Here is a 21,879-nt window from a genome sequence, read left to right on the forward strand (position 1 = left end):
TCGATGAATCGCCTTCGTCTCGCGCCCTGTCACGCTGAATCGGCCGCCGCCAGGCTCCTGATCCCGACCATGATCGAACTACAACTTGAACGCGACCGGCGCGCCGCTCCCACGCTCGTCGAGCAGGTCGTGCAGGGTTTCGCGAGCGCGATCGAGGCGCAATCGCTGCGCGCGGGCGCGTTGCTGCCGTCGGTGCGTCAGTTGGCGCACAGCCACGAACTGAGCACCTTCACCGTCACCGAGGCTTACAACCGTCTCGTTTCGATGGGTTTGGTGGTCGCGCGGCGCGGCTCCGGCTATCGCGTGGCGGCGCGCTCGCAATCCACGCGGGTGGCCGCCACCGACTGGCAGCCGCCGAGCCTCACCGCGACCTGGCTGCTCTCGGACGTATTCGCCGACCATTCGGTGCCGATCAAGGCGGGCGGCGGCTGGCTGCCGAACGAATGGATCAACGAGACCGGTTTGCAGCACGCGCTGCGCGCCATGAGCCGGGTGCCGGCGGCGCGTCTGGGCGATTACGGGCATCCCTACGGCTTCGCGCCGTTGCGCGAGCGGATCGCCGAACAGCTCGACCGCCGCGGCCTGCCCGTCGATGTTTCCAACGTGCTGCTCACGCAAGGCGCGACACAAGGGCTCGACCTGATCGTCCGCACGTTGCTGCGCGCGGGCGACGCGGTGATCGTCGAAGATCCCGGCTATTGCAATCTGCTGCAGATTCTCAAGCTGGCGGGGCTGGTCGTGCATGGCGTGCCGCGCACGCCGGCCGGCGTCGATACGGACGTGCTCGAAGCGCTGGTCGCGCAGCACAAGCCGAAGGCGATCTTCGTCAACACCACCTTGCAGAATCCGACGGGCGCGACGTTCGGCATGTCGGCGGCGTTCCGCCTGCTGCAAATCGCCGAGCGTCAGCGCATGTGGGTGATCGAGGACGACGTGAGCCGCGAGCTTGCGCCCTCCGGCGCGCCCTTGTTCGCCGCGATGGAAGGCTTGCAGCGCGTGCTGTACGTGGGCGGCTTTTCGAAGACGGTGACGCCGGGGCTGCGCTGCGGCTACGTGGTCGCCGAGCGCGCGGTGCTGCGCGAACTGGCGCGCACGAAGATGGCGGTGGGCTTGACGTCGTCGGAGGCGATCGAGCGGATCGTCGACAAGGTGCTGCTGGAAGGGCGCTACGCGCGTCACGTGGAAGCGGTGAACGAGCGGCTCAAGCTGGCGCACGCGACGGTGGAGGAGCGGCTCGATTCGCTCGGGCTCGACGTGTTTCACCGGCCGCGCGCCGGCCTGTTCCTGTGGGCGCGCCTGCCGATCGACGCCGGGCGCGCCGGCGAAGTGGCGACCGCCGCGCTCGCGCATGGCATCTGGCTCGCGCCCGGTTCCTATTTCCGTCCCGACGACGCCCCGAGCGCCTGGTTCCGCTTCAACGCGCCGTACTCGACCGACGACGCGCTGTGGCGGTTCATCGAACGAGTCGGGCAGGGCACGCTCTAGCCGCGCTCAGGCGCTCACGCGTCCAGCCCGACGAGCTTCAGCGCGATCGGATACAGCGAGAACACCAGCAGCAGCGCCATCGCCACATTGAAGACGCGCAGGCGCTTCGGGTCCGACAGCACGCGCCGCATCGCGGTGCCGAAGCCCGCCCACAGGCAGATGCACGGAAAGCCGATCACATAGAAGACCGCCGCCATGGCGACGGCGTTCATGCTGGTGCTCGCGCTGAGGTGGATCGTCGTGGCGGCGGTCAGCACCATCATCCATGCCTTCGGGTTGACCCACTGGAAGGCGATGGCTTCATGGAATTTCATCGGCCGGCGTTCGCCGTTCTTCACCTTCAGTTCGCCCGACGTGCCGATTTTCCACGCCAGGTACAGCAGATAGACGACGCTCGCGACTTCCAGCACCGTGTACAGCACCGGGAAATGAACGAAGGCTTCGCCGAGGCCGATTCCGACCGACAGCATCAACAGCACGACGCCCACGCTAATGCCGGACACATGCGGCAGCGTGCGGCGAAAACCGAAGTTGACGCCCGAGGCCAGCAACATGGTGTTGTTCGGGCCGGGCGTGATGCTGGTGACGAGCGCGAACAGAATGCCGGCGGGCAGCGCGCTGAAGCTAAGGTACGACATGGACGTCTCCGAATCGGTCGATGAGGCTTTCGAGCATTCTAGCGAGACAGCCCGGTACAGTACCTATACGGTTTGTGAGATGGTGTCCGGTACGATGAAGCGGGGCAGGCGGCTCATGGCGCCGTGCCGTCGCCCTGTTTTTTATGCTGCGACGCCATCCGCTCCTGCTGCGCGGGCGGCACCGGGTCATAGTGGCTGAACTGGATGCTATAGCTGCCGTGCCCGCCGGCAATGGCGTTCAGGCGCGACTGATAGTCGTTGAGTTCGGACAAGGGCACCTGCCCCGATACCACCACCGCGTTGCCGGCGGCCGCGCGCGTGCCATGCACCTGCCCGCGCTTGGCGGACAGGTCGCCGATGATGTCGCCCATCGCGGCTTCCGGCGTCGTCACCTCGATGCCCACGATCGGCTCCAGCAGAATGGGCTGGGCCTTCAGCACCGCATCGACGAAGGCCTTGCGCCCGGCGGCGACGAAGGCCACTTCCTTGGAGTCGACGGAATGGCTCTTGCCGTCGAACACGGTGACGCGCACGTCCTGCATCGGAAAGCCGGCGAGCGGTCCGCTCTCGATAACCTGCTGGATGCCTTTTTCCACGGCGGGCATGAATTGCCCGGGAATGGCGCCGCCCTTGACGGCGTCGACGAACTCGAACCCCGCGCCGCGCGGCAACGGCTCGACGCGCAGCATCACTTCGCCGAATTGCCCGGCGCCGCCGGTTTGCTTCTTGTGGCGATGATGCCCCTCGGCCCCGCCGCCGATGGTTTCCCGATAGGCGATCTTCGGCGGCCGCGTGACGACGTCAAGCTTGTATTGGTCGGATAGCCGCTCCAGCATGAGGCGCAGGTGCAGTTCGCCCAGACCTCGCACCACCGTTTCGTTGGTGCCGACCGGGTGCTCGATGCGCAGGCATGGGTCTTCCGCGCTGAGCTTTTGCAGAACCTCCCAGAGGCGCTGCTCGTTGCCGCGCCGCGCGGGCTCGATCGCCAAACCGTAGATGGACGTGGGAAAGTCGAGCGGAGTCAGGTGGATGTTGCCGTCCTCGGGGGCGTCGTGCAGCACGGCGTCGAAGCCGATTTCGTCGACCTTGGCCGTCGCGCAGATATCGCCGGGGCCGGCCTGCGTGACCTCCACGTGCTCCTTGCCTTGCAGCAGCATCAGATGGGCGACCTTGAACGGCTGGCGTCCATCGCCGATATAGAGTTGGCTGTCGCGCCTGACCGTGCCCTGATGGATGCGAAACACGGCCATCTTGCCGATATAGGGGTCCATCACGATCTTGAAGGCGTGCGCCAGGACATGCTTGTCGGCGACCGGTTCCGCGCGCACGACTTGCCGGCGTTCACCGGCGTCGCGGTAGAAGAGCGGCGGGTTGCCTTCCAGCGGATTGGGCAGCAACCGGACGAACAGGTCGAGCAATTCCGCGACGCCCGCGCCGTTGGCCGCCGACGTGAAGCAGATCGGCACCAGATGTCCTTCGCGCAGCGCCCGCTCGAAGGGCTCGTGCAACTGTTCGGGGCTGATCGCCTCGCCTTGTTCGAGGTAAAGCTCCATCAGGGCGGGGTCGATCTCGATCACCTGATCGATCAGCGCATTGTGCGAAGCCGCAACCGACAGAAAATCGGCGTCGCCGGCCGGGTTGAAAAAGCAGTCCACCACCTGGCGACCGTTCTGCGCCGGCAGGTTGATGGGCAGGCAACCCGTGCCGAACGTCTGCTGGATTTGCGCGAGGAGCGCCGGAAGGTCGACCTTTTCTCCGTCAATGCCGTTCACGATGAGCATCCGGCACAGCTTGCGTTCCTGTGCCCACGCCATCATGCGCAGGGTGGTCATTTCAATGCCGGTCTGCGCATTGATGACGACGGCGGCCGTTTCCACGGCGGGCAGCGCGCTGATCGACAGACCGCAGAAATCCGGATAGCCGGGGGTGTCCAGCAGATAGACGCGCGTATCGCGGTAGTCGAGGTGGACGACGGCGGAGTTCAGCGAGTGCTGATATTTGCGTTCGAGCGGGTCGAAATCGCAGACCGTGGTGCCGCGCTCCACGCTGCCGGGCGCATGGATCGCGCCGCCCTGGTGGAGCAGGGCTTCGACAAGCGAGGTCTTGCCGCATCCGGCATGCCCGACCAGGGCGATCGTGCGAATGGCGTCGGGGCTGTAATGCATGGCCGCCCTCGTCCGGTAGTGGATGTCGGGCCATTATTGGCGAAAACCGGCCCGCATGCCATACGGGATAATCGCGCACGATCGTTTCCGTCCGCATGTTTTTCACATGCGCGCGAAAGCGACCTATCCTTTAGAAGTCTCGCGCAATCATCTTCCGTTCCCTTCGTTTTCAAAGGAGGTGCGTCATGTCCATGTCCGCGACTCTCCAGGACTGTCTGCGCAACAAGGGTTCCCGGTACGAAATCGTGCACCATCCGTACAGCCATTCCAGCGTTGAAACCGCGGCGGCGGCGCATATTCCCGGCGACCGTCTCGTCAAGACCGTGCTGCTCGAAGACGAGCACGGCTATGTGGCGGCGGTGCTGCCATCGACCTACGCCGTGCGGCTCTCCGAACTGTGGGCGCAGACCGGACGCCGTCTCGTGTTGGCGAAAGAGGTCGATCTGCGGGAGCTATTCAAGGATTGCGACGCGGGTGCGCTCCCGCCGGTATGCGCGGCCTATGGCATGCCGACCTTTCTCGACGAGAGCCTCGCGCGGCAGCCGGACGTCTATTTCGAAGCCGGCGATCATGAAGAGCTGATTCACATGGACACGGATCAGTTTCTGGATTTGATGGATCAGGCCGAACGGGCGCGTTTCGCGCGTCGCATGCAAGGCATGCCGATGTGAACTGTGGGTGCGGGATGCCGAGAGACTTACACAGTGCGGGCTTTGCGCTACGTGCGCTACCTGCGTTGGCGGGGTGGAACTGCGCGCCAGCTCAGCAGCACTGCCAGCGCGAACACCACGTATAAGAGCGTCAGCATCCAGACCGGCACGTCGTAGTAGAGCAGGCGGCTCACCCAGCGCTGGATGAAGCCTTGCGTGCCGACCGAGCCGCCGCGCAGCCAGTCTTCCAGCGCGGTCAACGGACAGACCACACCGACTAGCGACAAGATCGCCACCAGGCCGATCGCGAACAGATGCGCGAGCCGGAACAGCCGGTGGCGCACCCATTCCCAATCGAGGAGCGAGCCGACCCAGATCGCCGCGAGTCCGCCCACGATAAAAAGCGCAATTAGCGCATGCATCACGAGTACCGCATCGGCGAGCCAGATCATGATGTCCTCGCATCATCCACGGTCAACTGTAGACTGAAATTCGCACTGTATCGACGTTGCCGCATCGACCCGGCCGAGTTCGATGCACGGTGGCATCCCCCTTCCCACAAGCGCCTGCGCCGCACCTTCCGGCGACCCGGCGACGAGTCCATTGCGTCCCGCGCTATCGCTCCTGCCCCGTCTCGACCGGCGCGAAGTACCTGTGCCGGACATTGAGCCCTCTCCCACGAGCCTGCCTCTGGTTGCGAACTCACGCCTGAGTTGCCGCTGCGCGTAAACCCCCAGCCCATTCACCTTGCATGTGTATTTTGGCAAACGTATATTTCTATACACCATCAACTATCGCTATGAGATAACAAATGAACGAAGACATTCTTGTTTCGAGCCACGGGCGCGTCGCCGTCATCACGTTGAACCGTCCCGCCAGCCTCAATGCCTGGACTACCGCGATGCGCGAAATGATCATCGACGCATTGCAGCGTTTCGACGCGGACAGCGACGTGGCCGCGATCGTCATGACCGGCGCCGGCGACCGCGCGTTTTCGGCGGGACAGGATCTGTCGGAGGCGCACGACTTCGACGGCGAGCGCGCGGTGGCGTGGGTCAAGGAGTGGGAGCGCTACTACGCGGTGCTGCGCGGCTTGAAGAAGCCGCTCGTCATGGCGTTGAACGGTACGGCCGCCGGCTCGGCCTTTCAGGTTGCGTTGCTCGGCGATATTCGCGTCGGCCATCCGGGCGTGCGCATGGGTCAGCCCGAGATCAACGCGGGCATTGCGAGCACTACCGGGCCGTGGATCATGAGCGAAATGCTCGGCATGTCGCGCACGATCGAATTGACGCTGACGGGCCGCCTGATGGATGCCGACGAATGTCACCGCATCGGGCTGATTCATCACATCGTGCCGGCAGACCAGGTGTTCGCGAAGGCGCTTGAAATCGCCACTGAGCTCGCCGCGAAGCCGCCCGTCGCAATGCGTCTGGACAAGCAGCGTTTTCGCGAGATGACCGAGCCGGGCTTTCGCGACGCCATCGCAGCCGGCGCACGCATCCAGCGTGAAGCCTACGACTCCGGCGAGCCGGCGCGAATGATGGAAGCGTTCTTTCGCGAACGCGCGAAGTAGCCACGCAGCGTCCGTTCCTTTTCATCCTGTGCGGGAGACCCGAGCATGACGCAAGACCTCAACCTGAACCGGCGCCGCTTTCTGCAGGGCGTCGGCGGCGCAGCACTCGCGGGCGCCATGCCGGTACTGGCCGGCGCGCAGTCCAAACAGATCGTCGTATCGGATCCCGGCGGTCCCTACACCACCGCCTATCGCGACGCGTTTTACGCTCCGTTCGAAAAAGCCACCGGCATCAAGGTGGTGAGTGTCGCGCGCGAATCGCAACCCGTCGCGCAACTCGCGGCGATGGTGCAGACGAAGAACTTTGTCTGGGACGTCACCACGCTCACGCTTTCCGCCGATATCCCGTACCTCGAATCAAAAGGCTTTCTCGAACCGATCGGCCTGAAGGCGAGCGATTTTCCCGATCTGATGACCGATGCCGTGACGCCGAACTGGCTCGGCGTCGATGTCTACGCCACCGTGCTCGCGTACCGCCAGGACAAGTTCGGGCAGAACGGTCCCAAGTCGTGGGCGGACTTCTGGGACGTCAAGCGCTTTCCGGGCCGCCGCTGCCTGCGCCGCAGTCCGCTGGACACGCTCGAACAGGCGCTGCTCGCCGACGGCGTGCCGCTCGACAAGCTGTATCCGCTCGACGTCGATCGCGCGTTCCGCAGTCTCGACCGGATCAAGCCGCACGTGAACATCTGGTGGACGTCCGGCGCGCAAGCCATGCAGGCGATCCAGAGCGGCGACGTCGACATGATCTCGACGTGGAACGGCCGTGCTCAGGCCGCCCGCGACGGCGGTGCGCCGGTCACGATCGTGTGGAATCAGGGCCTCTATTCAATCGAGGGATGGGGCATTCCGAAAGGCACGCCGCGCGCCGAATTCGCGAGGCAGTTCGTGCGCTTTTGCGCCGATGCGAAACGCCAGGCGACGCTGACGGCCACGCTTGCCTACGGTCCGACCAATCGCAAATCGTTCGAATCGATCCCGGCCGCTCGCGCGGCGATCCTGCCCACCGCCCCGGACAATCTGCGCGAAATGCGCCTGCCGAGTCCGCAATGGTGGGCGGACAACCGTCAGAAGGTGACCGAGCGCTTCAATACCTGGATCATTTCCTGAAGAGGTCGCGATGAGTGCCAAACTCGAAACCATCGGCATCGCTAAAAGCTACGGTGAAACGGTTGCGTTGCAGCCCACCGATCTGACCGTGCAGGCCGGCGAATTTCTCACGCTGCTCGGCCCGTCCGGCTCGGGCAAGACCACGCTGTTGCAGATGATTTCCGGACTGGTCGCGCCGAGCGCGGGGCGCATCGAAATCGCCGGCCGCGACGTCACGCATGTGGAACCCGGCAAGCGCGGCATCGGCATGGTGTTCCAGAGCTATGCGCTGTTTCCGCACATGAGCGTGTGGGACAACGTGGCGTACGGTTTGCGCATGCGCCGCCAGTCGCGCGAGGAAGTCAAACGCGCGGTGGACGATGCGCTGACGATGGTGCGCATGAACGACTACGCGAAGCGTTATCCGCGGGAACTGTCGGGCGGCCAGCAGCAGCGCATCGCGCTGGCGCGCTGCTTCGCTTACCGGCCTTCGGTGATTCTGCTCGACGAACCGCTCGGTGCGCTCGACAAGAAATTGCGCGAGCACATGCAGTCGGAGATTCGCCGCTTGCATAAGGAGCTCGGCGCGACCTTCGTGTACGTGACGCACGATCAGGACGAAGCGCTGACGCTGTCGGATCGCATCTGCCTGATGAATCAGGCGCGCATCGAACAGGTGGGCACGCCGGTCGATCTGTATGACCGGCCGGCCACGCGCTTCGCGGCGGGTTTCATCGGTCATTCGAATCTGCTCGAAGGCGCTGTCGATCACGAGCGCGGCCCGGCGGGCGAACCGATTCTGCTGACCGCGGGTGGCCGCGTCCCGCTGCCGCAACGTGGCGCCGCCATGCCCGGCTCGCCAGGCGCGAGGCACTGCCTGCTGTTGCGCCCTGAAGCGCCGCGTCTCGTCGAGCCGAAGAGCGGCTTCCTCGACGGCACGATCTCCGACATCGTGTTCTTCGGCAGCGATACGCGTGTTCAACTCACCCTGTCCGACGGCAGTCACCTGAGCGTGCGGTGCGAGCGCGGCCTGTCGCCGTGCATCGGCGATACGGTCGGGCTGGTGTGGGATCCGCATCGCACTACGCTGCTCTCCGCATGACGAGCGCCAAGGAACGACCATGACCATTGCCCTCCAGGCTCAGCCTCCGCGCGACGCCGCGCGTGCGCGCCGTTTCCGCTGGGTTGCGCACTCGATGCGTCTGCTGCCGATCGTCCCGGCGCTGCTGTTCCTGCTGCTGTTTTTCATCGTGCCGGTCGGCGAGATTCTGCAGGGCGGTCTCTTCAGCGCGGACGGCACGTTCGGGCTCGCGCAATTCGAGCGGATCGCGCGCACGCCGGTCTACGCCAAAGTGCTGTGGATTACGTTTTCCATCTCGTTCCTGACCGCCGCGATTTCCGTGTTGCTCGGCTATCCCGTGGCGTATTTGCTGAGCCGTCTGTCGGCGCGCTCGCGCGAGCGGTGGCTGCTGTGGATCATGCTGCCGTTCTGGACCAGCTACCTCGTGAAAACCTATGCGTGGATGCTGCTGCTGTCGAAGACCGGTGTGCTTTCGACGGTCGCGCTCGCCCTCGGTCTCGTTAGCCGGACCAACGGCACGATTCCGTCGCTGACGGGTGTGCTGATCGGCATGGTGCACGCAATGCTGCCGCTCGCCGTCATGACGATGTTGCCGGTCATGCGCGGCATCGACGATCGTCTCGCGCAGGCCGCCGAGACGCTGGGTGCGGAGCGCGGCACGAGTTTCTTCACGGTGTTTCTGCCGCTCTCCTCGCCCGGCGTCGCGGCGGCCGGCCTGCTCGTGTTCATTTCGAGCCTCGGTTTCTTCATCGTGCCCGCGCTGCTCGGTTCGCCGAAGGAAACGATGATCGCGCAACTGGTGATCTCGTCGGTGCTCGAATTGTTCGATATGCGCTTCGCCGGTGCGTTGTCCACGGTCTTGCTGGTGTGCTCGATCGTGATCTTTCTCGTCTACGACCGGCTAGTGGGCCTCTCGTCGTTGACGGGGGAAGTGCGGGACAAGCGCCGCGGCTCGCGCGCGCACGGCGTGAAGCTGGCCTTGCTGATAGCGGCGGGCCGCTTGACGGCGCCGCTCGTCAAACGCCGCATGACGGGCGCGGCGCCTGCCGAGCGAGGCTTCGGGCCGCTGCGTCTCTACACGTTCGCGGTCCTTGCGGTGCTGGTGGCGCCGGTGTTGTCGGTCATTCCGTATGCCTTCACGCGCAGCGACTTCATTGCATTTCCGCCCAAGCTGTTCAGCTTCAAATGGTTCGGCACGTTTTTGCAATCGCCGGTATGGCAGAGCGCATTGATTCGCTCCTTTGAAGTCGGGCTTGGCACCGCGGTGCTGTCGCTGGCACTCGGTCTCGGCGCGACGCTTGCGCTGACCCGCATGTCGCAGCGCGCGAGCAAGCCGCTCTTTGCGTTGCTCGTCGCGCCGCTGATCGTGCCGCGCATCGTGATCGCGGTCGGCCTGCTGTATCTGTTCGCGCGCTTTGGGCTGACCGGCACCAACGCCGGCCTCGTGATCGGCCACACCGTGCTGGCGATTCCCTATGTGGTGGTCACGCTCGCGGCCGGCTTTCGCCAGTTCGACTGGCGCCTCGACGACGCGGCGCGGGTGATGGGCGCGTCGCCCGTCCGACGCATTGCGACGATCGTGCTGCCGTTGTTGATGGCGAGCGTCACCGCGGCTTTCCTGTTCGCCTTCATCGTTTCGTTCGACGATCTGACGATCGCGATCTTCGTGAGCGGCGGCATCAACACCACGCTGCCCAAGCAGATGTGGGACGACATCCAGCTTGCCGTTACGCCGACGCTCGCCGCGGTCTCGACGACGCTCGTCGTTCTGATCGCACTGGTCGTTTTCATTTCCTCACGGCTTCGGCGCACGACGCGCTAACGTACCGTTTCCACGCTATCGACCCATGCACAGCTATTCCCAGTATTTCGCCCAACGTCACCCGCAAGACGCGCTGGACTGCGCGCCGCTGATCGTCGCCGGACTGCGCGATGGTGCGTCGAACGCCGTACTGCATTTCGACGGGCACGCGGTCCCGCGTGCCGAATCCGCGCAACGCATCGCGCAATTGCAACGCTGGTTCGCGCAGCAGAAGCTGACGGCGGGCGACCGCGTCGCGGTAATGCTCGGCAACAGCGCCGAGCATATCCATCTCATCCATGCGCTGATCGTCAGTGGTCTCGTGTGGGTGCCGGTGAATACGAAGCTGCGCCGTGCCGGGCTCGAATATCTGCTCGAGCATGCGGAGCCGAAGCTCTTCGTCTCCGAGCCGATGTTCGACGAAGCGATCGACGGTGTGGCGTGCGGGCCGACCCGCCTCGTTCGAATGCCGGCGTTCGACGCGGGCGATAGCGGCGCCGCGCTGTCCGTGCCGCGCATCGATCCGTTCGATCCGCTGTGCGTGATCTATACGTCGGGCACGACGGGCGCGCCCAAGGGCGTGGTGTTCACGCACCGGATGATGCGAATCGCGAGCGAGGCGGCGTTGCAGGTGGCGGACGTGCGCGCCGGCGACAGGCTGTTTCTTTGGGAGCCGCTTTGCCACATCGGCGGCGCGCAGATGCTGTTGCTGCCCTTTCTCGAAGCGGTCGAGTTGCACGTCGTGCCGCGCTTTTCGGCCACGCAGTTCTGGGCGCAGATTGCCCGCTCAAGGGCGACGCAACTGCATTACCTGGGCGGCGTGCTCGATATCCTGATGCAGCTTCCCGCCGACGCGCAACCGCACGCGCACACGCTTCGCGTCGCGTGGGGCGCGGGTGTGAGCGCGTCCGCGTGGGCGGCCATCGAGTCGCGTTTGCGGGTTCGACTGCGCGAGTGCTATGGCATGACCGAGTGTTCGAGCTTCGCGACACTGAATGCGAGCGGCAAGCCCGGTTCGATCGGCAAGGCGTTGCCGTGGATCGACGTCGAATTGCTCGACGAGAACGGCGAGCCGGTCGCGGACGGGGAGGCGGGCGAAATCGTCCTGTCGAGCCGCGTGGAAGGCACGTTCTTGCCGGCCTATCTGAACAATGACGACGCGACGCGGGCGGCGCTTCGCAATGGCAAACTGCACACCGGCGATAGCGCGCGCCGGGACGCCGATGGCGACCTGTACTTCGTCGGCAGGCGCACCGACAGCATGCGTGTGCGCGGCGAGAACGTCTCGGCGTGGGAGATCGAGCGCGTGTTCGCGCAGCATCCGGCGATCAGGGCGAGCGCCGCGATCGGGGTGGCCTCGGCGATCGGCGAGCAGGACATTCTGCTGAACGTGCAGTTCAAGGACGCCGCGCCCGACTGGGAATCGGTGCATGCGTGGGCGGCGGAGCGTCTCGCGAGCTTCCAGTTGCCGCGTTACTATCGCGCGGTGACACACTTCGAACTGACGCCCAGCGAGCGCATTAAAAAGCACCTGCTGGCACGCGATGTCAGCGATGCATGGGACCGATTGAACAGCGTGGCGGCGTGAGATGCTCTATCGCATATAGATAGTCAATATCTGTATGCGATAATTCAGGCTTGTTAGCACAACGGGTTTCCATCGTGACCACTGCGCCGCCCAAAACTCCGCGTAAGAAAAAGAGCGACCCCACTGCGCTTGTGGAAGCCGCGGCCGATCCAACGGCGTCTTCGTTGTACGTCCAATCGGTTGAGAAAGCGATGACCGTGCTCACCGCTTTTGACGGCAGCAAGCGGCAGTTGTCGCTCTCGGAGATCGCCGCGCTCACCGGCTTCGACATGAGTTCGACGCAGCGCTTCACGTTCACGCTTGCGGCACTCGGCTATCTGTTCAAGGACCCCGAAAGCCGCAAATATGAACTGTCGCCCAAGCTGCTCGATTTCACTTACCACTATCTGACCTCGAACGACCTGGTGAGCCGCGCCACGCCGTATTTGCAGCAACTCGGTTCGGAGACCGAGGAGGCCACGAATCTCACGGTTCTGGACGGCACGGACATTATCTTCGTGCTGCGCGTGGTGAGCCGCAACGTCTTCAATGCGCACGTGATCACGGGCTCGCGCCTGCCGGCCTATTGCACGGCGCCGGGGCTGGCGATTCTCGCGACTTTCGACGACGGTGAGATCGACGACATTCTTCAGCGCACGAATCTTGTCGCGTACACGTCGGCCACGGTCTATCAGCCTCGCAAGATCAAGGAGCGCATTGCGCAGATTCGCAAGCAGGGCTACGCGCACACGGAAGACGAGTACTTCGTCAGCGATATTTCCACGGCCGCGGCTGTGACGAATTCGCGCGGGCGCGGCATTGGCGCGGTCAATATCGCTGTTGCGCGGCCGCGCTGGCAAGCGGATCGCGACGAGCGTCGCTTTGCCGATCTGGTCATATCGACGGCGTCGGCGATTTCATCGCGGCGGCGGGCCGACTGAGCAGCGTAGGGCGATGGGCTCGCGGGTCAAGCCGTTGCGGCGGTCCGCGCCACTGTCTGAAAGCGCTTCAACGCCTCGCCGTTTTCGCGGAACAGGTGCACGTGACGAAGCCCGAAACCGGCCTCGATGGATTGGCCGTCGGTGGTGGTGGATTCGCCCGAGCCCTTTACCTGAATCAGTACGTCGCCTTCCAGATTGACGTGCAACAAGGTCTCGCCGCCGAGATGCTCGACGACGATGACCTTGCCGGACAGCTTGCCCTCCATGCCGCCCGCCGCGCTCTCCGTCAGATGCTCGGGACGAATGCCGAAGGTCAGGACGTCGCCCGCTTTTACGTCCTCCGCGATAAACGGCAGCGTGACCGGCGTGTCGCCGGGCAGCCCGACCGTCACGCCCGCTGCATCCGCGCGCAGTACCTTCACCGGCAGGAAATTCATCTTCGGCGAGCCGATAAACCCCGCGACAAAGCGGTTCACAGGTGTTCTGTACAGGTCGAGCGGCGAGCCGACCTGTTCGACCTTGCCATGATTCAACACGACGATACGGTCAGCCATGGTCATGGCTTCGGTTTGATCGTGCGTGACGTAGATCATCGTTGCCTCGAGCTGCTTGTGCAGCTTGATCAACTCGAGCCGCATCTGCACGCGCAATGCGGCGTCCAGATTCGACAAAGGTTCGTCGAACAGAAACACCTTGGGTTCGCGCACAATCGAGCGCCCAATGGCGACGCGCTGACGTTGCCCGCCCGAAAGCGCACGAGGTTTGCGCTCCAGCAATTGCTCGATCTGCAGGATCTGTGCCGCGCGCTGCACGCGTTGCCTGATTTGCGCTTCGGGGAGCTTGATCATCCGCAGCCCGAACGCAATGTTCTCGTAGACCGACATATGCGGATAGAGCGCATACGATTGGAACACCATCGCCACGCCGCGTTGCGACGGCTCCAGTTCAGTCACGTCTTCTCCGCCGATCAGAACCTGCCCCGAGTCGCAGCGCTCCAGTCCGGCAATCGTGCGAAGCAACGTGGATTTACCGCAGCCGGAAGGGCCGACAAACACCATGAATTCACGATCTGCCACGGCGATGTCGACGCTCTTCAACACTTCCGTTCCGGCAAACGTCTTGCGGATCTGATGCAATTGAACTGCGCTCATGCGTGTCTCCTGCTGATGCGCGCGCCGTGAATCGGCGTGCGCAAGGTAACGGACTCGTGCGCGCCTGTGCCGTGCAACGCAGCATGAACCCCTTATCGAATTTGTTCTTGACAACCGGATCGCGTCCAAATATACAATTGTAAAACTGAAATTACAAGTGAAACGAAGTCGGTAAGAACCTGTGAGACATGCTTCGAACGGCTCAGCCGGCCTTGACCGCTTTGGGCCCTTTTAAAAAGAACTACCCAGGAGACAGGCATGAAAAAGCACAGCACGCAGGTTGCGGCGTTCGCGCTCGCGGGCGTTACCGCATCCTTGCTGTCGGTATCCAACGCGTCCGCCTGGACGCTGAAGGAGGCAGCCGAGCCCTATTCGGGCACCACCATCAAAGCCATATTTCTCGACCGGCCGGGTTACAAGGCCGCGTCGAAACTGATTCCGCAGTTTGAGAAGGAAACCGGCATCAAGGTTCGTACCGAAGTGGTCCCTTATGAGAGCACCCGCGAAAAAGAGGTGCTCAACTTCGTGGGCGGCGGCGATCAGGACGTGGTGCTGGTGGACGTGGTGTGGATCGGCGAGTTCGCGAGCAACAAGTGGCTGGTTCCCATCAAGACGTTCACCGACAACCCCAAACTGGCCGACCCCAAACTCAATCTGCCGGGCTTCTTTCCGATCCTGCTCGATTCGTTCGGCACATGGGACAAGATCACCTACGGTCTGCCGTTCGATAATTACTCGGGCCTGATGTTCTACAACAAATGCATGTTGAAGGACGCGGGTTTCAACGAGCCGCCGAAAACCTGGGACGAGCTACTCAACGTCTATGCGCCGAAGCTCACGAAGCCCGAGAAAAACCAGTTTGCGTTCGCACTGCAATCGCGCCGTGGCGAAACACAATCGGCCGATAGCTTCATGCGCGTGCTGTGGCCGAACGGCGGCTCATTGCTCGATGCGAAGTTCAAATCGAATCTCATGTCGCCGCAATCGCAGGCGGGACTCGATTATCGGCAGAAGCTGATGAAATACATGCCGCCGGGCATTGTCGATTTCGACCATGCGGAAGCGGTGAACGCGCTCGCGCAAGGACAGGTCGCCATGATCACCGAGTGGTCCGCGTTTTATCCGACGCTAACCGATCCGAGCAAGTCGAAGATCGGCAACTGTCTCGCGATCACGGCTGAGCCGAAGGGAGCCGCCGGACTCAAACCCGCGCTCGGCGGTTTCTCGCTCGCGGTGAATGCCAAGTCGAATGCAAAGAAACAGGCGGCGTCGTGGCTCTTCATTCAGTGGATCACCTCCGAGGAAATGGCGAAACCGTATCTCGATGCGGGCGGCGTCAGCGGCCGCACGGCGGTCTATAAAGACCCGGCGGTGCAGAGCAAGTATCCGTTCGTCAAACCGATGGTGGAGTCGTGGCAGGGCGGCGTGCCCGACTATCGGCCGCGCTTCCCGGAATGGCCGGCGGTGTCCGAGGTGATCGGCGAGTGGGGCAGCAAGATCATGCTCGGGCAGGTTTCGGTCAAGGACGGTGCGCAGACCATCGGCGCCAAGACGGAAGAAATCCTGAAGAAAGCGGGTTATTACGACGGCAAGAAGGCCTTGTTGAAGTAACACCGCGGCGAGCGAGGCCGCGTGTGCAATGCCTCGCTCGCTGACGCAAGCCAACTTGCGGAGACGATTCATGCTGAAGTCCACGGTTCCACCAGCGAGCGGCGCAGCGCGAGCGCCGCGGCGTGCGCGCTTTCGCTTCATGCCGCGCTCGCCTGCGTTCTGGTTTCTGTTCCCCGCGGTGGCGGCGCTGGCGATCATCGGCATCTATCCGCTGCTGCTCGCGCTTTACAACTCGTTTCATCGGTACAAGCTCGCGGATCTCGCCGGGGGCACGCCCTTCGTCGGACTCGACAACTACACGGCCACGTTGGCCGATCCATCGTTCTGGGGCGCGCTCGGCCGTACGGTGCTGTTTCTCTGCATGACCTTGCCGATCGAGATCGCGCTCGGTCTGTTCGCGGCGTTGATGCTGCACCGCACGGCGTTGCCGTGGTTGCGCGTGGCGGCCCGCGTGGGCCTCGTGATTCCGATGGCAACCACGTATGCGGTAGTCGGACTGATCGGCCGGCTGATCTTCAATCGCCAGTTCGGCGTGGTCAATTATTTGCTGAGCTTCTTCGGTATTCCGCCGCTCGACTGGCTCGCCGATCCCACGCTCGCGGTGATCTCCGTGATGATCATGGACATCTGGCAATGGACGCCGTTTTGCGCACTGATCCTGCTCGCGGGCCTTGCAATGGTCCCGAAGGAAGCGGAAGAAGCCGCGCGGCTCGAAACCCCGAAGTGGAGCAAGATTTTGTGGCACCTGCAGCGTCCCTATCTGTTGCCGGGGCTCACCGCGATCCTGATTCTGCGCTCCGCCGACATGCTCAAGATGTTCGACGCCGTGTTCACCATGACGCGCGGCGGGCCGGGCACGGCCACCGAATTCATCAGCATCTACATTCAGCGCGTTGCGTTCCGGCTGTTCGATCAGGGCATGGCGTCGGCCCAGGCAATCTTGCTGTTGATCCTCACGATCATGCTATCGCGGCTTTATATTCGCTTTGTTTATCGGGAGGCTGTGTGAGCACATCGACGGATACCAGCACCAGTGCGTTGCCGTTGCCGTTGTCGCTGCGCGCCCGCCGCGCGAGAAATGCGCGTCGCCGTGCGACGCTCTGGCATGCGATCGGCTTGCTGATCGTATTCCTCTCGTCGGTATTCCCGTTCTACTGGATGGTCACGACCAGCTTGAAGAGCCAGGCCGATGCGCTCGCGGTGCCGCCCGTCTGGTTCTTCACGCCGACAATCGCGCACTACACCGACGCGCTCTTTGAACACGACGTGGCCCAGAGCCTGTTGAACTCGCTGATCGTGGCGAGCAGCGCGACGTTTCTCTCCATCCTGCTCGGCACGCCGGCAGCCTACGCGCTCGCCCGCTTCGAGTTTCGCGGCAAGGAAGACCTGTGGTTCTGGTTTATCTCGAACCGGATGGTGAGCCCCGTGGTGCTCGCGGTGCCGTTTTTCCTGATCGCGACCAAGCTCGACCTCGTCGATACGCACATCGTTCTGATCCTGCTGTACCTGACGTTCTCGCTGCCTATCGTCGTATGGATCTGCACCGACCAGTTCCGCAACATACCGGTCGAACTCGATGAAGCCGCGCGGCTGGACGGTGCGTCGCCGTGGCGTGTGTTCTGGCGCATCAACCTGCCTCTCGCGATGCCGGGCATCGTGGTGTCCGCGATCTTCGCGTTCATCTTTTCGTGGAACGACCTGCTCTATGCACTGGTGCTGACACGCACCGACGCGATCACGTCGCCGGTTGCCGCCACCAGTTACATGAGCGGCTACGAGTTGCCGTGGGGCGAAATCATGGCGACAGGTACGCTGATTGTGTTGCCGATGGTCGTTTTTGCGCTGGCGGTATCGGGCCGGCTGGTGCAAGGGCTTACGATGGGCGCGGTGAAATGAACGCTGACGCGGTCGACGGTGAATTACCATCGCGCTATTTACATCGAAAGCATCGAAAGCGAACCTATCCATGACCAGATCCGCGCCATCCGCTGTTGCGTCGCTGCCCGAATTCCCTGTCGATACCGAGGAGGAATTGCAGGCGCGCGTCGCATGGCATTACTACGTGGGCAACCTCACGCAACAGGAGATTGCACACCTGATCGGCAGCAATCGCGTGCGCGTGAACCGGCTGCTCGCCGCGAGCCGCGAATCGGGAATGGTGCAGATCACCATCAACAGCCGGCTCGCACCGTGCGTGGCGCTGGAAGAGTCGCTTGCCAAACGCTTCGGCCTGGAGGCCGCGGTGGTGGTGCCCAGCGGCGGCGATGCCGAAGGCAACATGGCCGCGATCGGGATTGGCGCGGCGAACTACCTGGCGCGGCAGATCGAGGCGGGGCAGACCATCGGGCTCGGTTGGGGCCGCACGATCCGCGCCGTATTGCGGGCGCTGCCGCATCGGGCTTATGGACCGTTATCCGCGGTGTCGTTGCAGGGTGGGCTGTCGCATTGTCCGAGCATCAATACGTTCGACATCGTGTCCGACTTCGCCGACTTATGTCAGGCCGATGGTTTCCTGTTCCCGGCGCCGATCTACGTGAGCAGCCAGGCGGTGCGTGACATGCTGCTGCGGGAAGATGCGGTTCGCGAGACCTATGAACGTGCCCGGAAATCGGATCTCGCGCTGCTGACATGCGGCGACCTGGCGGAATCGCTGGTGGTGACATATGGCATCACCGATCCCGAGCAGGTTCGGGCACTGAAGAAAGCGGGCGCGGTGGGCGACATGCTCGGCCACTTCATGGACGCCGACGGCGAGGCCATCGACCATCCGCTGAACCGTCGCACGGTTGCCGTCACGCTCGACGATCTGCGCAAGATTCGCCGCGTGATTCTGGTGAGCGGCGGCGCGAAAAAGTTTGCCGTGACGCGGGCCGCGTTGCGCGGACGATATCCGTCGGTGCTGGTGACCGATGAAGACACGGCTCGCCGTCTCTGCGATGAACCTTGAAGCAATGATGAACCGGTTTTGATGCATTCAGCGCATGGATCGAATGCAGGAGAGCACGGCCTTCGACGCGGTTCTATTTCCTTTATCCCTTAGTAGAGGGCTTTAGCCATGGAAGCACTGGTTCTCGAAGAAGCGCATCGCATCAGCCTGCGCCCGTTCACGCTGCCGCAAGTCGTGGGTCCGCGCGACGTGCGCATCCGTATCAATACGGTGGGTATTTGCGGCAGCGACATTCATTACTATCAGCACGGGCGCATCGGACCGTTTGTCGTCAACGAACCCATGGTGCTCGGCCACGAAGCGGCCGGCACCGTGGTGCAGATCGGCGACGAGGTCACGCATCTAAAGGTGGGCGACCGCGTCTGCATGGAGCCCGGCGTGCCTGACATGGAATCGCGCGCGGCGCGCGAAGGCGTGTATAACCTCGATCCGAGCGTGCGCTTCTGGGCGACACCGCCGGTGCATGGCTGCCTCACGCCCTCCGTCGTGCATCCCGCCGCATTCACGTTCAAGCTGCCGGACAACGTCAGCTTTGCCGAAGGCGCGATTGTCGAACCGTTGGCGATCGGCATGCAGGCGGCGACGAAGGCGAAGATAAAACCGGGGGACGTGGCCGTTATTCTGGGCGCGGGCACCATCGGCATGATGTGCGCGCTGGCCGCGCTCGCCGGGGGTTGCAGCCGCGCGATCGTATGCGATCTGGTGCCTGAGAAGCTCGAACTGATCGGCAAGGTCCAGGGCGTGACGGCGGTCGACATCCGCGACCGGAAGCCGAAGGATGTCGTCGCGGAACTCACCGATGGGTGGGGCGCGAACGTCGTCTTTGAAGCCAGCGGCAACGAAAGAGCATTTGATGGCATTGCCGATTTGCTGTGTCCCGGCGGTTGCCTCGTGCTCGTCGGAATGCCGCAGCGCGCGGTGGCCGTGGACATCGTGGCGGTGCAGGTCAAGGAATTGCGCATCGAATCGGTGTTCCGCTACGCCAATATGTTCCCGCGCGCGATCCAGTTGATCGCTTCTGGCCGGCTCGACGTCAAACCGTTCGTTTCGCGTTCGTTCGCTTTTGCGGATGGCGTGAAGGCATTCGAGGAAGCGGCAAGCGGCAACCCCAGCGACGTCAAGGTGCAGATCGTTCTGGAGTGAGCGGGTGAAAGGCGCGTTTCTCGGCGAAGTACTCCGTCGCCATCAGTTTGAAGGCGGTGACGGCGGGGTTGTCCTGATCGGAGCGCCAGGCCATGCTCATTTCGGCCTGAGTGGAGTTGTTGGCAATGGACCTGAACTCGACGTTGTCGTAGTGGAATCGTTGCGCGGAGGCTGGAAGAATTCCCACGCCCAGCCCCGCGCGAACCAGGGACAAGATCGTCGGCGTCTGATCGATGTACTGGGTAATGTTGAGTTGCACGTCCTCGGCGGCGAGCATGCTCATGATCCGGTCATGAAAGTACTTGCCGTGGAGGGGTGAGTGCATGATGAATGGCTGATTGTGCAATTGTTTGAGTTCAATCCGCTTATGCCGGCAGAGTGCGTGCCCTTTCGGTAAAGCGACAATCAGCGGTTCTTCCTCCACCAGCAGAAACTCCAGTTTCTGCCGCGAAGTGATGGGCCGGAGAAATCCCAGATCGATGGTATTCGCGGAGAAGGCTTCGATCTGCGCGACGGAGATCAGTTCGAGCAGCACCACGTCGATGTCGGGCAAGACATTCTTTGCGGCGACCAATAACCCCGGTATCAATTCGTAGCCGGCCGCGCCGGTGAAGCCGATCCGCACGCGGCCCGTTTTTCCCTTGCTCGCGCGCCGGACCGTGCTCTCAGCTTGCTCGGAGAGGTTCAGCAGCCGTGTCGCATCCGCGAGGAACACGCGCCCTTCCGTGGTCAGCTTGACCGTGCGGCCAACCCGCTCAAACAGCTTGACCCCCAGATTGTCTTCCAGCAAGTGAATCTGTCTGCTTAACGGCGGCTGTGTCATGTTCAGCAGTGCCGCGGCGCGTCTGAAATTCAATTCAGTCGCCGCGGTGACGAAGCAACGTACCTGTGCGAGATCGAGCATTCTGTGTCGACGTGAAGGGATAAGTCGACGGTCATTATAGGTGCGGACGTTGGAATACGTGCCGTGGCCTTCGCCGGCGCGACGCGCTAGCCTGCTCGACGGTTACGTGGTCAGGCTGCCTTCGGGTCGTTGCCCGGCGAGCGCCTGCGACAAACTCGCCAGCACCATTTCGCCCATCGCCGTGCGCGATTCGACGGTTGCGCTCGCGCGGTGCGCCTGAAGCACCACGCGATCCATGCCTAAGAGGGCGGCAGGCACATTCGGTTCGTCGACGAACACGTCCAGGCCCGCGCCGGCAATGGCGCCTTTGGACAACGCTTCCACCAGATCGCTTTCCACCACCAGTTTTCCGCGCGCTACATTCACCAGGTAGCCGTCTTTCCCGAGCGCGTCGAGCACTGCCGCATCGACGATGCCTTGCGCCTTGTCGGCGGCCGCGGCCAATACGAGGATGTCGCAACCGCGCGCGAGCGCCAGAAGATCAGGAACAAATTGATGGGGGACGTCCTCCATGCGGCGCAAATCCGTATACGCGATCGGGCAGCCGAAAGCGCAAGCGCGTTGCGCGATAGCGCGGCCGACTTTTCCCATGCCGACAATGCCGACGCGTTTTCCGCTGAAACGATGGGACAGCGGCAATGCGCCCGGATGCGGATTTTTTTTCCAGTTACCCGTTTTCACGAAATCATTGCCCGTGCAGATTTCGCGGCAAACCGCCAGCATCAATCCGATGGCGAGATCCGCCACATCCTCGGTCAATGCACCGAAGGTCGCGGTGACCGGAATGCCGCGGGCACGCGCAAACGCCAGATCGACTGCATCCGTGCCGACGCCGTTGACGGCAATCACTTCCAGTGCGGGAAGTCTTGCGATCAGATCGTTGGAAATGCCGGTATGTCCGCCGGTAATCACGCCCCTGATCGAGGCGCCGTGTTCACGAATGAAGGCATCCTTGTCGTGCTGTTCGAACAGGCGATGCACGGTGTAGCGTTCGCCCAATGTGTCGTTGATTGCCGGAATCAGGATGGGATTCAGTTGCAGGATGTTCGGCTTCAATTCAGACGCTCCTTGTTGACGGACAACGTGTTTGAGTCAGTGTCGCCGCGGATGATGTGCCATTTGCAGAATCGCGTCCA

At 63.1% G+C, this 21,879-nt stretch carries 19 protein-coding genes; 13 read left to right on the forward strand and 6 right to left on the reverse strand.

Annotated features, from left to right (window positions below; translation table 11 throughout):
• Positions 1 to 69: 69 nt before the first annotated feature.
• Entirely contained in the window at positions 70 to 1,485 is a 1,416-nt protein-coding gene (locus ACOCG7_RS02830) for a PLP-dependent aminotransferase family protein (protein WP_073430444.1), read from the forward strand.
• Positions 1,486 to 1,499: 14 nt separating this feature from the next.
• Here the strand turns inward: ACOCG7_RS02830 and ACOCG7_RS02835 are convergent, their stop codons facing one another.
• A complete protein-coding gene (locus ACOCG7_RS02835) occupies positions 1,500 to 2,123 on the reverse strand; it encodes a LysE family translocator (protein ID WP_073430443.1) in 624 nt (207 codons plus the stop codon).
• 113 nt (positions 2,124 to 2,236) lie between these two features.
• Positions 2,237 to 4,288, reverse strand: a complete 2,052-nt coding sequence (gene fusA, locus ACOCG7_RS02840) for an elongation factor G (protein ID WP_421376741.1) — start codon at positions 4,286 to 4,288, stop codon at positions 2,237 to 2,239.
• 185 nt (positions 4,289 to 4,473) lie between these two features.
• On the opposite strand from fusA, the gene ACOCG7_RS02845 reads away from it, so the two are divergent.
• Positions 4,474 to 4,959, forward strand: a complete 486-nt coding sequence (locus tag ACOCG7_RS02845) for an aminoacyl-tRNA deacylase (RefSeq protein ID WP_073430441.1) — start codon at positions 4,474 to 4,476, stop codon at positions 4,957 to 4,959.
• A gap of 56 nt (positions 4,960 to 5,015) precedes the next feature.
• Here ACOCG7_RS02845 and ACOCG7_RS02850 read toward each other — a convergent pair whose 3' ends face one another.
• Positions 5,016 to 5,390, reverse strand: a complete 375-nt coding sequence (locus ACOCG7_RS02850) for a DUF2784 domain-containing protein (RefSeq protein WP_310125242.1) — start codon at positions 5,388 to 5,390, stop codon at positions 5,016 to 5,018.
• A 359-nt stretch (positions 5,391 to 5,749) separates the two neighbouring features.
• Here ACOCG7_RS02850 and ACOCG7_RS02855 point away from each other — a divergent pair, with 359 nt between their 5' ends.
• The 6 genes from ACOCG7_RS02855 to ACOCG7_RS02880 all read left to right on the forward strand — a co-directional run bounded on the left by ACOCG7_RS02855 (position 5,750) and on the right by ACOCG7_RS02880 (position 12,987).
• Positions 5,750 to 6,511 carry an enoyl-CoA hydratase/isomerase family protein gene (locus ACOCG7_RS02855; protein WP_083082733.1) on the forward strand — a complete coding sequence of 254 codons (762 nt, stop codon included), beginning with the start codon at positions 5,750 to 5,752 and terminating at the stop codon, positions 6,509 to 6,511.
• A gap of 45 nt (positions 6,512 to 6,556) precedes the next feature.
• Positions 6,557 to 7,618, forward strand: a complete 1,062-nt coding sequence (locus ACOCG7_RS02860; RefSeq protein ID WP_073430438.1) for an ABC transporter substrate-binding protein — start codon at positions 6,557 to 6,559, stop codon at positions 7,616 to 7,618.
• A gap of 10 nt (positions 7,619 to 7,628) precedes the next feature.
• Positions 7,629 to 8,699 (forward strand): ABC transporter ATP-binding protein, encoded by a 1,071-nt coding sequence (locus tag ACOCG7_RS02865; protein WP_073430437.1) that lies wholly within the window; start codon positions 7,629 to 7,631, stop codon positions 8,697 to 8,699.
• A gap of 19 nt (positions 8,700 to 8,718) precedes the next feature.
• Positions 8,719 to 10,500 carry an ABC transporter permease subunit gene (locus ACOCG7_RS02870; protein ID WP_154872184.1) on the forward strand — a complete coding sequence of 594 codons (1,782 nt, stop codon included), beginning with the start codon at positions 8,719 to 8,721 and terminating at the stop codon, positions 10,498 to 10,500.
• Positions 10,501 to 10,525: 25 nt separating this feature from the next.
• The gene (locus tag ACOCG7_RS02875; RefSeq protein WP_421376745.1) at positions 10,526 to 12,067 is read left to right on the forward strand and encodes an AMP-binding protein; all 1,542 of its coding nucleotides are present in this window, start codon (positions 10,526 to 10,528) and stop codon (positions 12,065 to 12,067) included.
• Between the two features lie 131 nt (positions 12,068 to 12,198).
• Complete coding sequence (locus ACOCG7_RS02880) at positions 12,199 to 12,987, forward strand: IclR family transcriptional regulator (RefSeq protein WP_227470627.1); 789 nt, start codon at positions 12,199 to 12,201, stop codon at positions 12,985 to 12,987.
• 26 nt (positions 12,988 to 13,013) lie between these two features.
• Here the strand turns inward: ACOCG7_RS02880 and ACOCG7_RS02885 are convergent, their stop codons facing one another.
• Entirely contained in the window at positions 13,014 to 14,138 is a 1,125-nt protein-coding gene (locus ACOCG7_RS02885) for a sn-glycerol-3-phosphate ABC transporter ATP-binding protein UgpC (RefSeq protein WP_310312431.1), read from the reverse strand.
• A gap of 258 nt (positions 14,139 to 14,396) precedes the next feature.
• Here ACOCG7_RS02885 and ACOCG7_RS02890 point away from each other — a divergent pair, with 258 nt between their 5' ends.
• The 5 genes from ACOCG7_RS02890 (at position 14,397) to ACOCG7_RS02910 (ending at position 19,839) form a co-directional block, all read left to right on the forward strand.
• Positions 14,397 to 15,749 (forward strand): ABC transporter substrate-binding protein, encoded by a 1,353-nt coding sequence (locus ACOCG7_RS02890; RefSeq protein WP_421376748.1) that lies wholly within the window; start codon positions 14,397 to 14,399, stop codon positions 15,747 to 15,749.
• Between the two features lie 70 nt (positions 15,750 to 15,819).
• Positions 15,820 to 16,758 (forward strand): carbohydrate ABC transporter permease, encoded by a 939-nt coding sequence (locus ACOCG7_RS02895; protein ID WP_073430431.1) that lies wholly within the window; start codon positions 15,820 to 15,822, stop codon positions 16,756 to 16,758.
• A complete protein-coding gene (locus tag ACOCG7_RS02900) occupies positions 16,755 to 17,645 on the forward strand; it encodes a carbohydrate ABC transporter permease (protein WP_421376750.1) in 891 nt (296 codons plus the stop codon). Before ACOCG7_RS02895 ends, ACOCG7_RS02900 begins: the two co-directional genes overlap by 4 nt.
• 70 nt (positions 17,646 to 17,715) lie before the next feature.
• Positions 17,716 to 18,696, forward strand: coding sequence for a sugar-binding transcriptional regulator (locus ACOCG7_RS02905; protein ID WP_310312440.1), 981 nt, complete (start codon positions 17,716 to 17,718; stop codon positions 18,694 to 18,696).
• Between the two features lie 108 nt (positions 18,697 to 18,804).
• The gene (locus tag ACOCG7_RS02910) at positions 18,805 to 19,839 is read left to right on the forward strand and encodes an NAD(P)-dependent alcohol dehydrogenase (protein ID WP_421376753.1); all 1,035 of its coding nucleotides are present in this window, start codon (positions 18,805 to 18,807) and stop codon (positions 19,837 to 19,839) included.
• Here ACOCG7_RS02910 and ACOCG7_RS02915 read toward each other — a convergent pair.
• A complete protein-coding gene (locus tag ACOCG7_RS02915) occupies positions 19,814 to 20,743 on the reverse strand; it encodes a LysR family transcriptional regulator (protein WP_114163896.1) in 930 nt (309 codons plus the stop codon). The two genes, ACOCG7_RS02910 and ACOCG7_RS02915, sit on opposite strands and share 26 nt — an antisense overlap.
• 102 nt (positions 20,744 to 20,845) lie before the next feature.
• The gene (locus tag ACOCG7_RS02920; protein ID WP_421376756.1) at positions 20,846 to 21,799 is read right to left on the reverse strand and encodes a 2-hydroxyacid dehydrogenase; all 954 of its coding nucleotides are present in this window, start codon (positions 21,797 to 21,799) and stop codon (positions 20,846 to 20,848) included.
• Between the last annotated feature and the right edge of the window lie 80 nt (positions 21,800 to 21,879).

Origin of the sequence: Paraburkholderia sp. DD10 (assembly GCF_049177125.1) — a bacterium.
Classification (GTDB): Bacteria; Pseudomonadota; Gammaproteobacteria; order Burkholderiales; family Burkholderiaceae; genus Paraburkholderia; species Paraburkholderia terricola.

Excerpts from the sequence above, each read along its gene's own strand:
- ACOCG7_RS02830 (WP_073430444.1), top strand. The coding sequence starts at position 70 with ATGATCGAACTACAACTTGAACGCGACCGGCGCGCCGCTCCCACGCTC.
- ACOCG7_RS02835 (WP_073430443.1), bottom strand. The coding sequence starts at position 2,123 with ATGTCGTACCTTAGCTTCAGCGCGCTGCCCGCCGGCATTCTGTTCGCG.
- fusA (WP_421376741.1), bottom strand. The coding sequence starts at position 4,288 with ATGCATTACAGCCCCGACGCCATTCGCACGATCGCCCTGGTCGGGCAT.
- ACOCG7_RS02845 (WP_073430441.1), top strand. The coding sequence starts at position 4,474 with ATGTCCATGTCCGCGACTCTCCAGGACTGTCTGCGCAACAAGGGTTCC.
- ACOCG7_RS02850 (WP_310125242.1), bottom strand. The coding sequence starts at position 5,390 with ATGATCTGGCTCGCCGATGCGGTACTCGTGATGCATGCGCTAATTGCG.
- ACOCG7_RS02855 (WP_083082733.1), top strand. The coding sequence starts at position 5,750 with ATGAACGAAGACATTCTTGTTTCGAGCCACGGGCGCGTCGCCGTCATC.
- ACOCG7_RS02860 (WP_073430438.1), top strand. The coding sequence starts at position 6,557 with ATGACGCAAGACCTCAACCTGAACCGGCGCCGCTTTCTGCAGGGCGTC.
- ACOCG7_RS02865 (WP_073430437.1), top strand. The coding sequence starts at position 7,629 with ATGAGTGCCAAACTCGAAACCATCGGCATCGCTAAAAGCTACGGTGAA.
- ACOCG7_RS02870 (WP_154872184.1), top strand. The coding sequence starts at position 8,719 with ATGACCATTGCCCTCCAGGCTCAGCCTCCGCGCGACGCCGCGCGTGCG.
- ACOCG7_RS02875 (WP_421376745.1), top strand. The coding sequence starts at position 10,526 with ATGCACAGCTATTCCCAGTATTTCGCCCAACGTCACCCGCAAGACGCG.
- ACOCG7_RS02885 (WP_310312431.1), bottom strand. The coding sequence starts at position 14,138 with ATGAGCGCAGTTCAATTGCATCAGATCCGCAAGACGTTTGCCGGAACG.
- ACOCG7_RS02890 (WP_421376748.1), top strand. The coding sequence starts at position 14,397 with ATGAAAAAGCACAGCACGCAGGTTGCGGCGTTCGCGCTCGCGGGCGTT.
- ACOCG7_RS02895 (WP_073430431.1), top strand. The coding sequence starts at position 15,820 with ATGCTGAAGTCCACGGTTCCACCAGCGAGCGGCGCAGCGCGAGCGCCG.
- ACOCG7_RS02905 (WP_310312440.1), top strand. The coding sequence starts at position 17,716 with ATGACCAGATCCGCGCCATCCGCTGTTGCGTCGCTGCCCGAATTCCCT.
- ACOCG7_RS02910 (WP_421376753.1), top strand. The coding sequence starts at position 18,805 with ATGGAAGCACTGGTTCTCGAAGAAGCGCATCGCATCAGCCTGCGCCCG.
- ACOCG7_RS02915 (WP_114163896.1), bottom strand. The coding sequence starts at position 20,743 with ATGCTCGATCTCGCACAGGTACGTTGCTTCGTCACCGCGGCGACTGAA.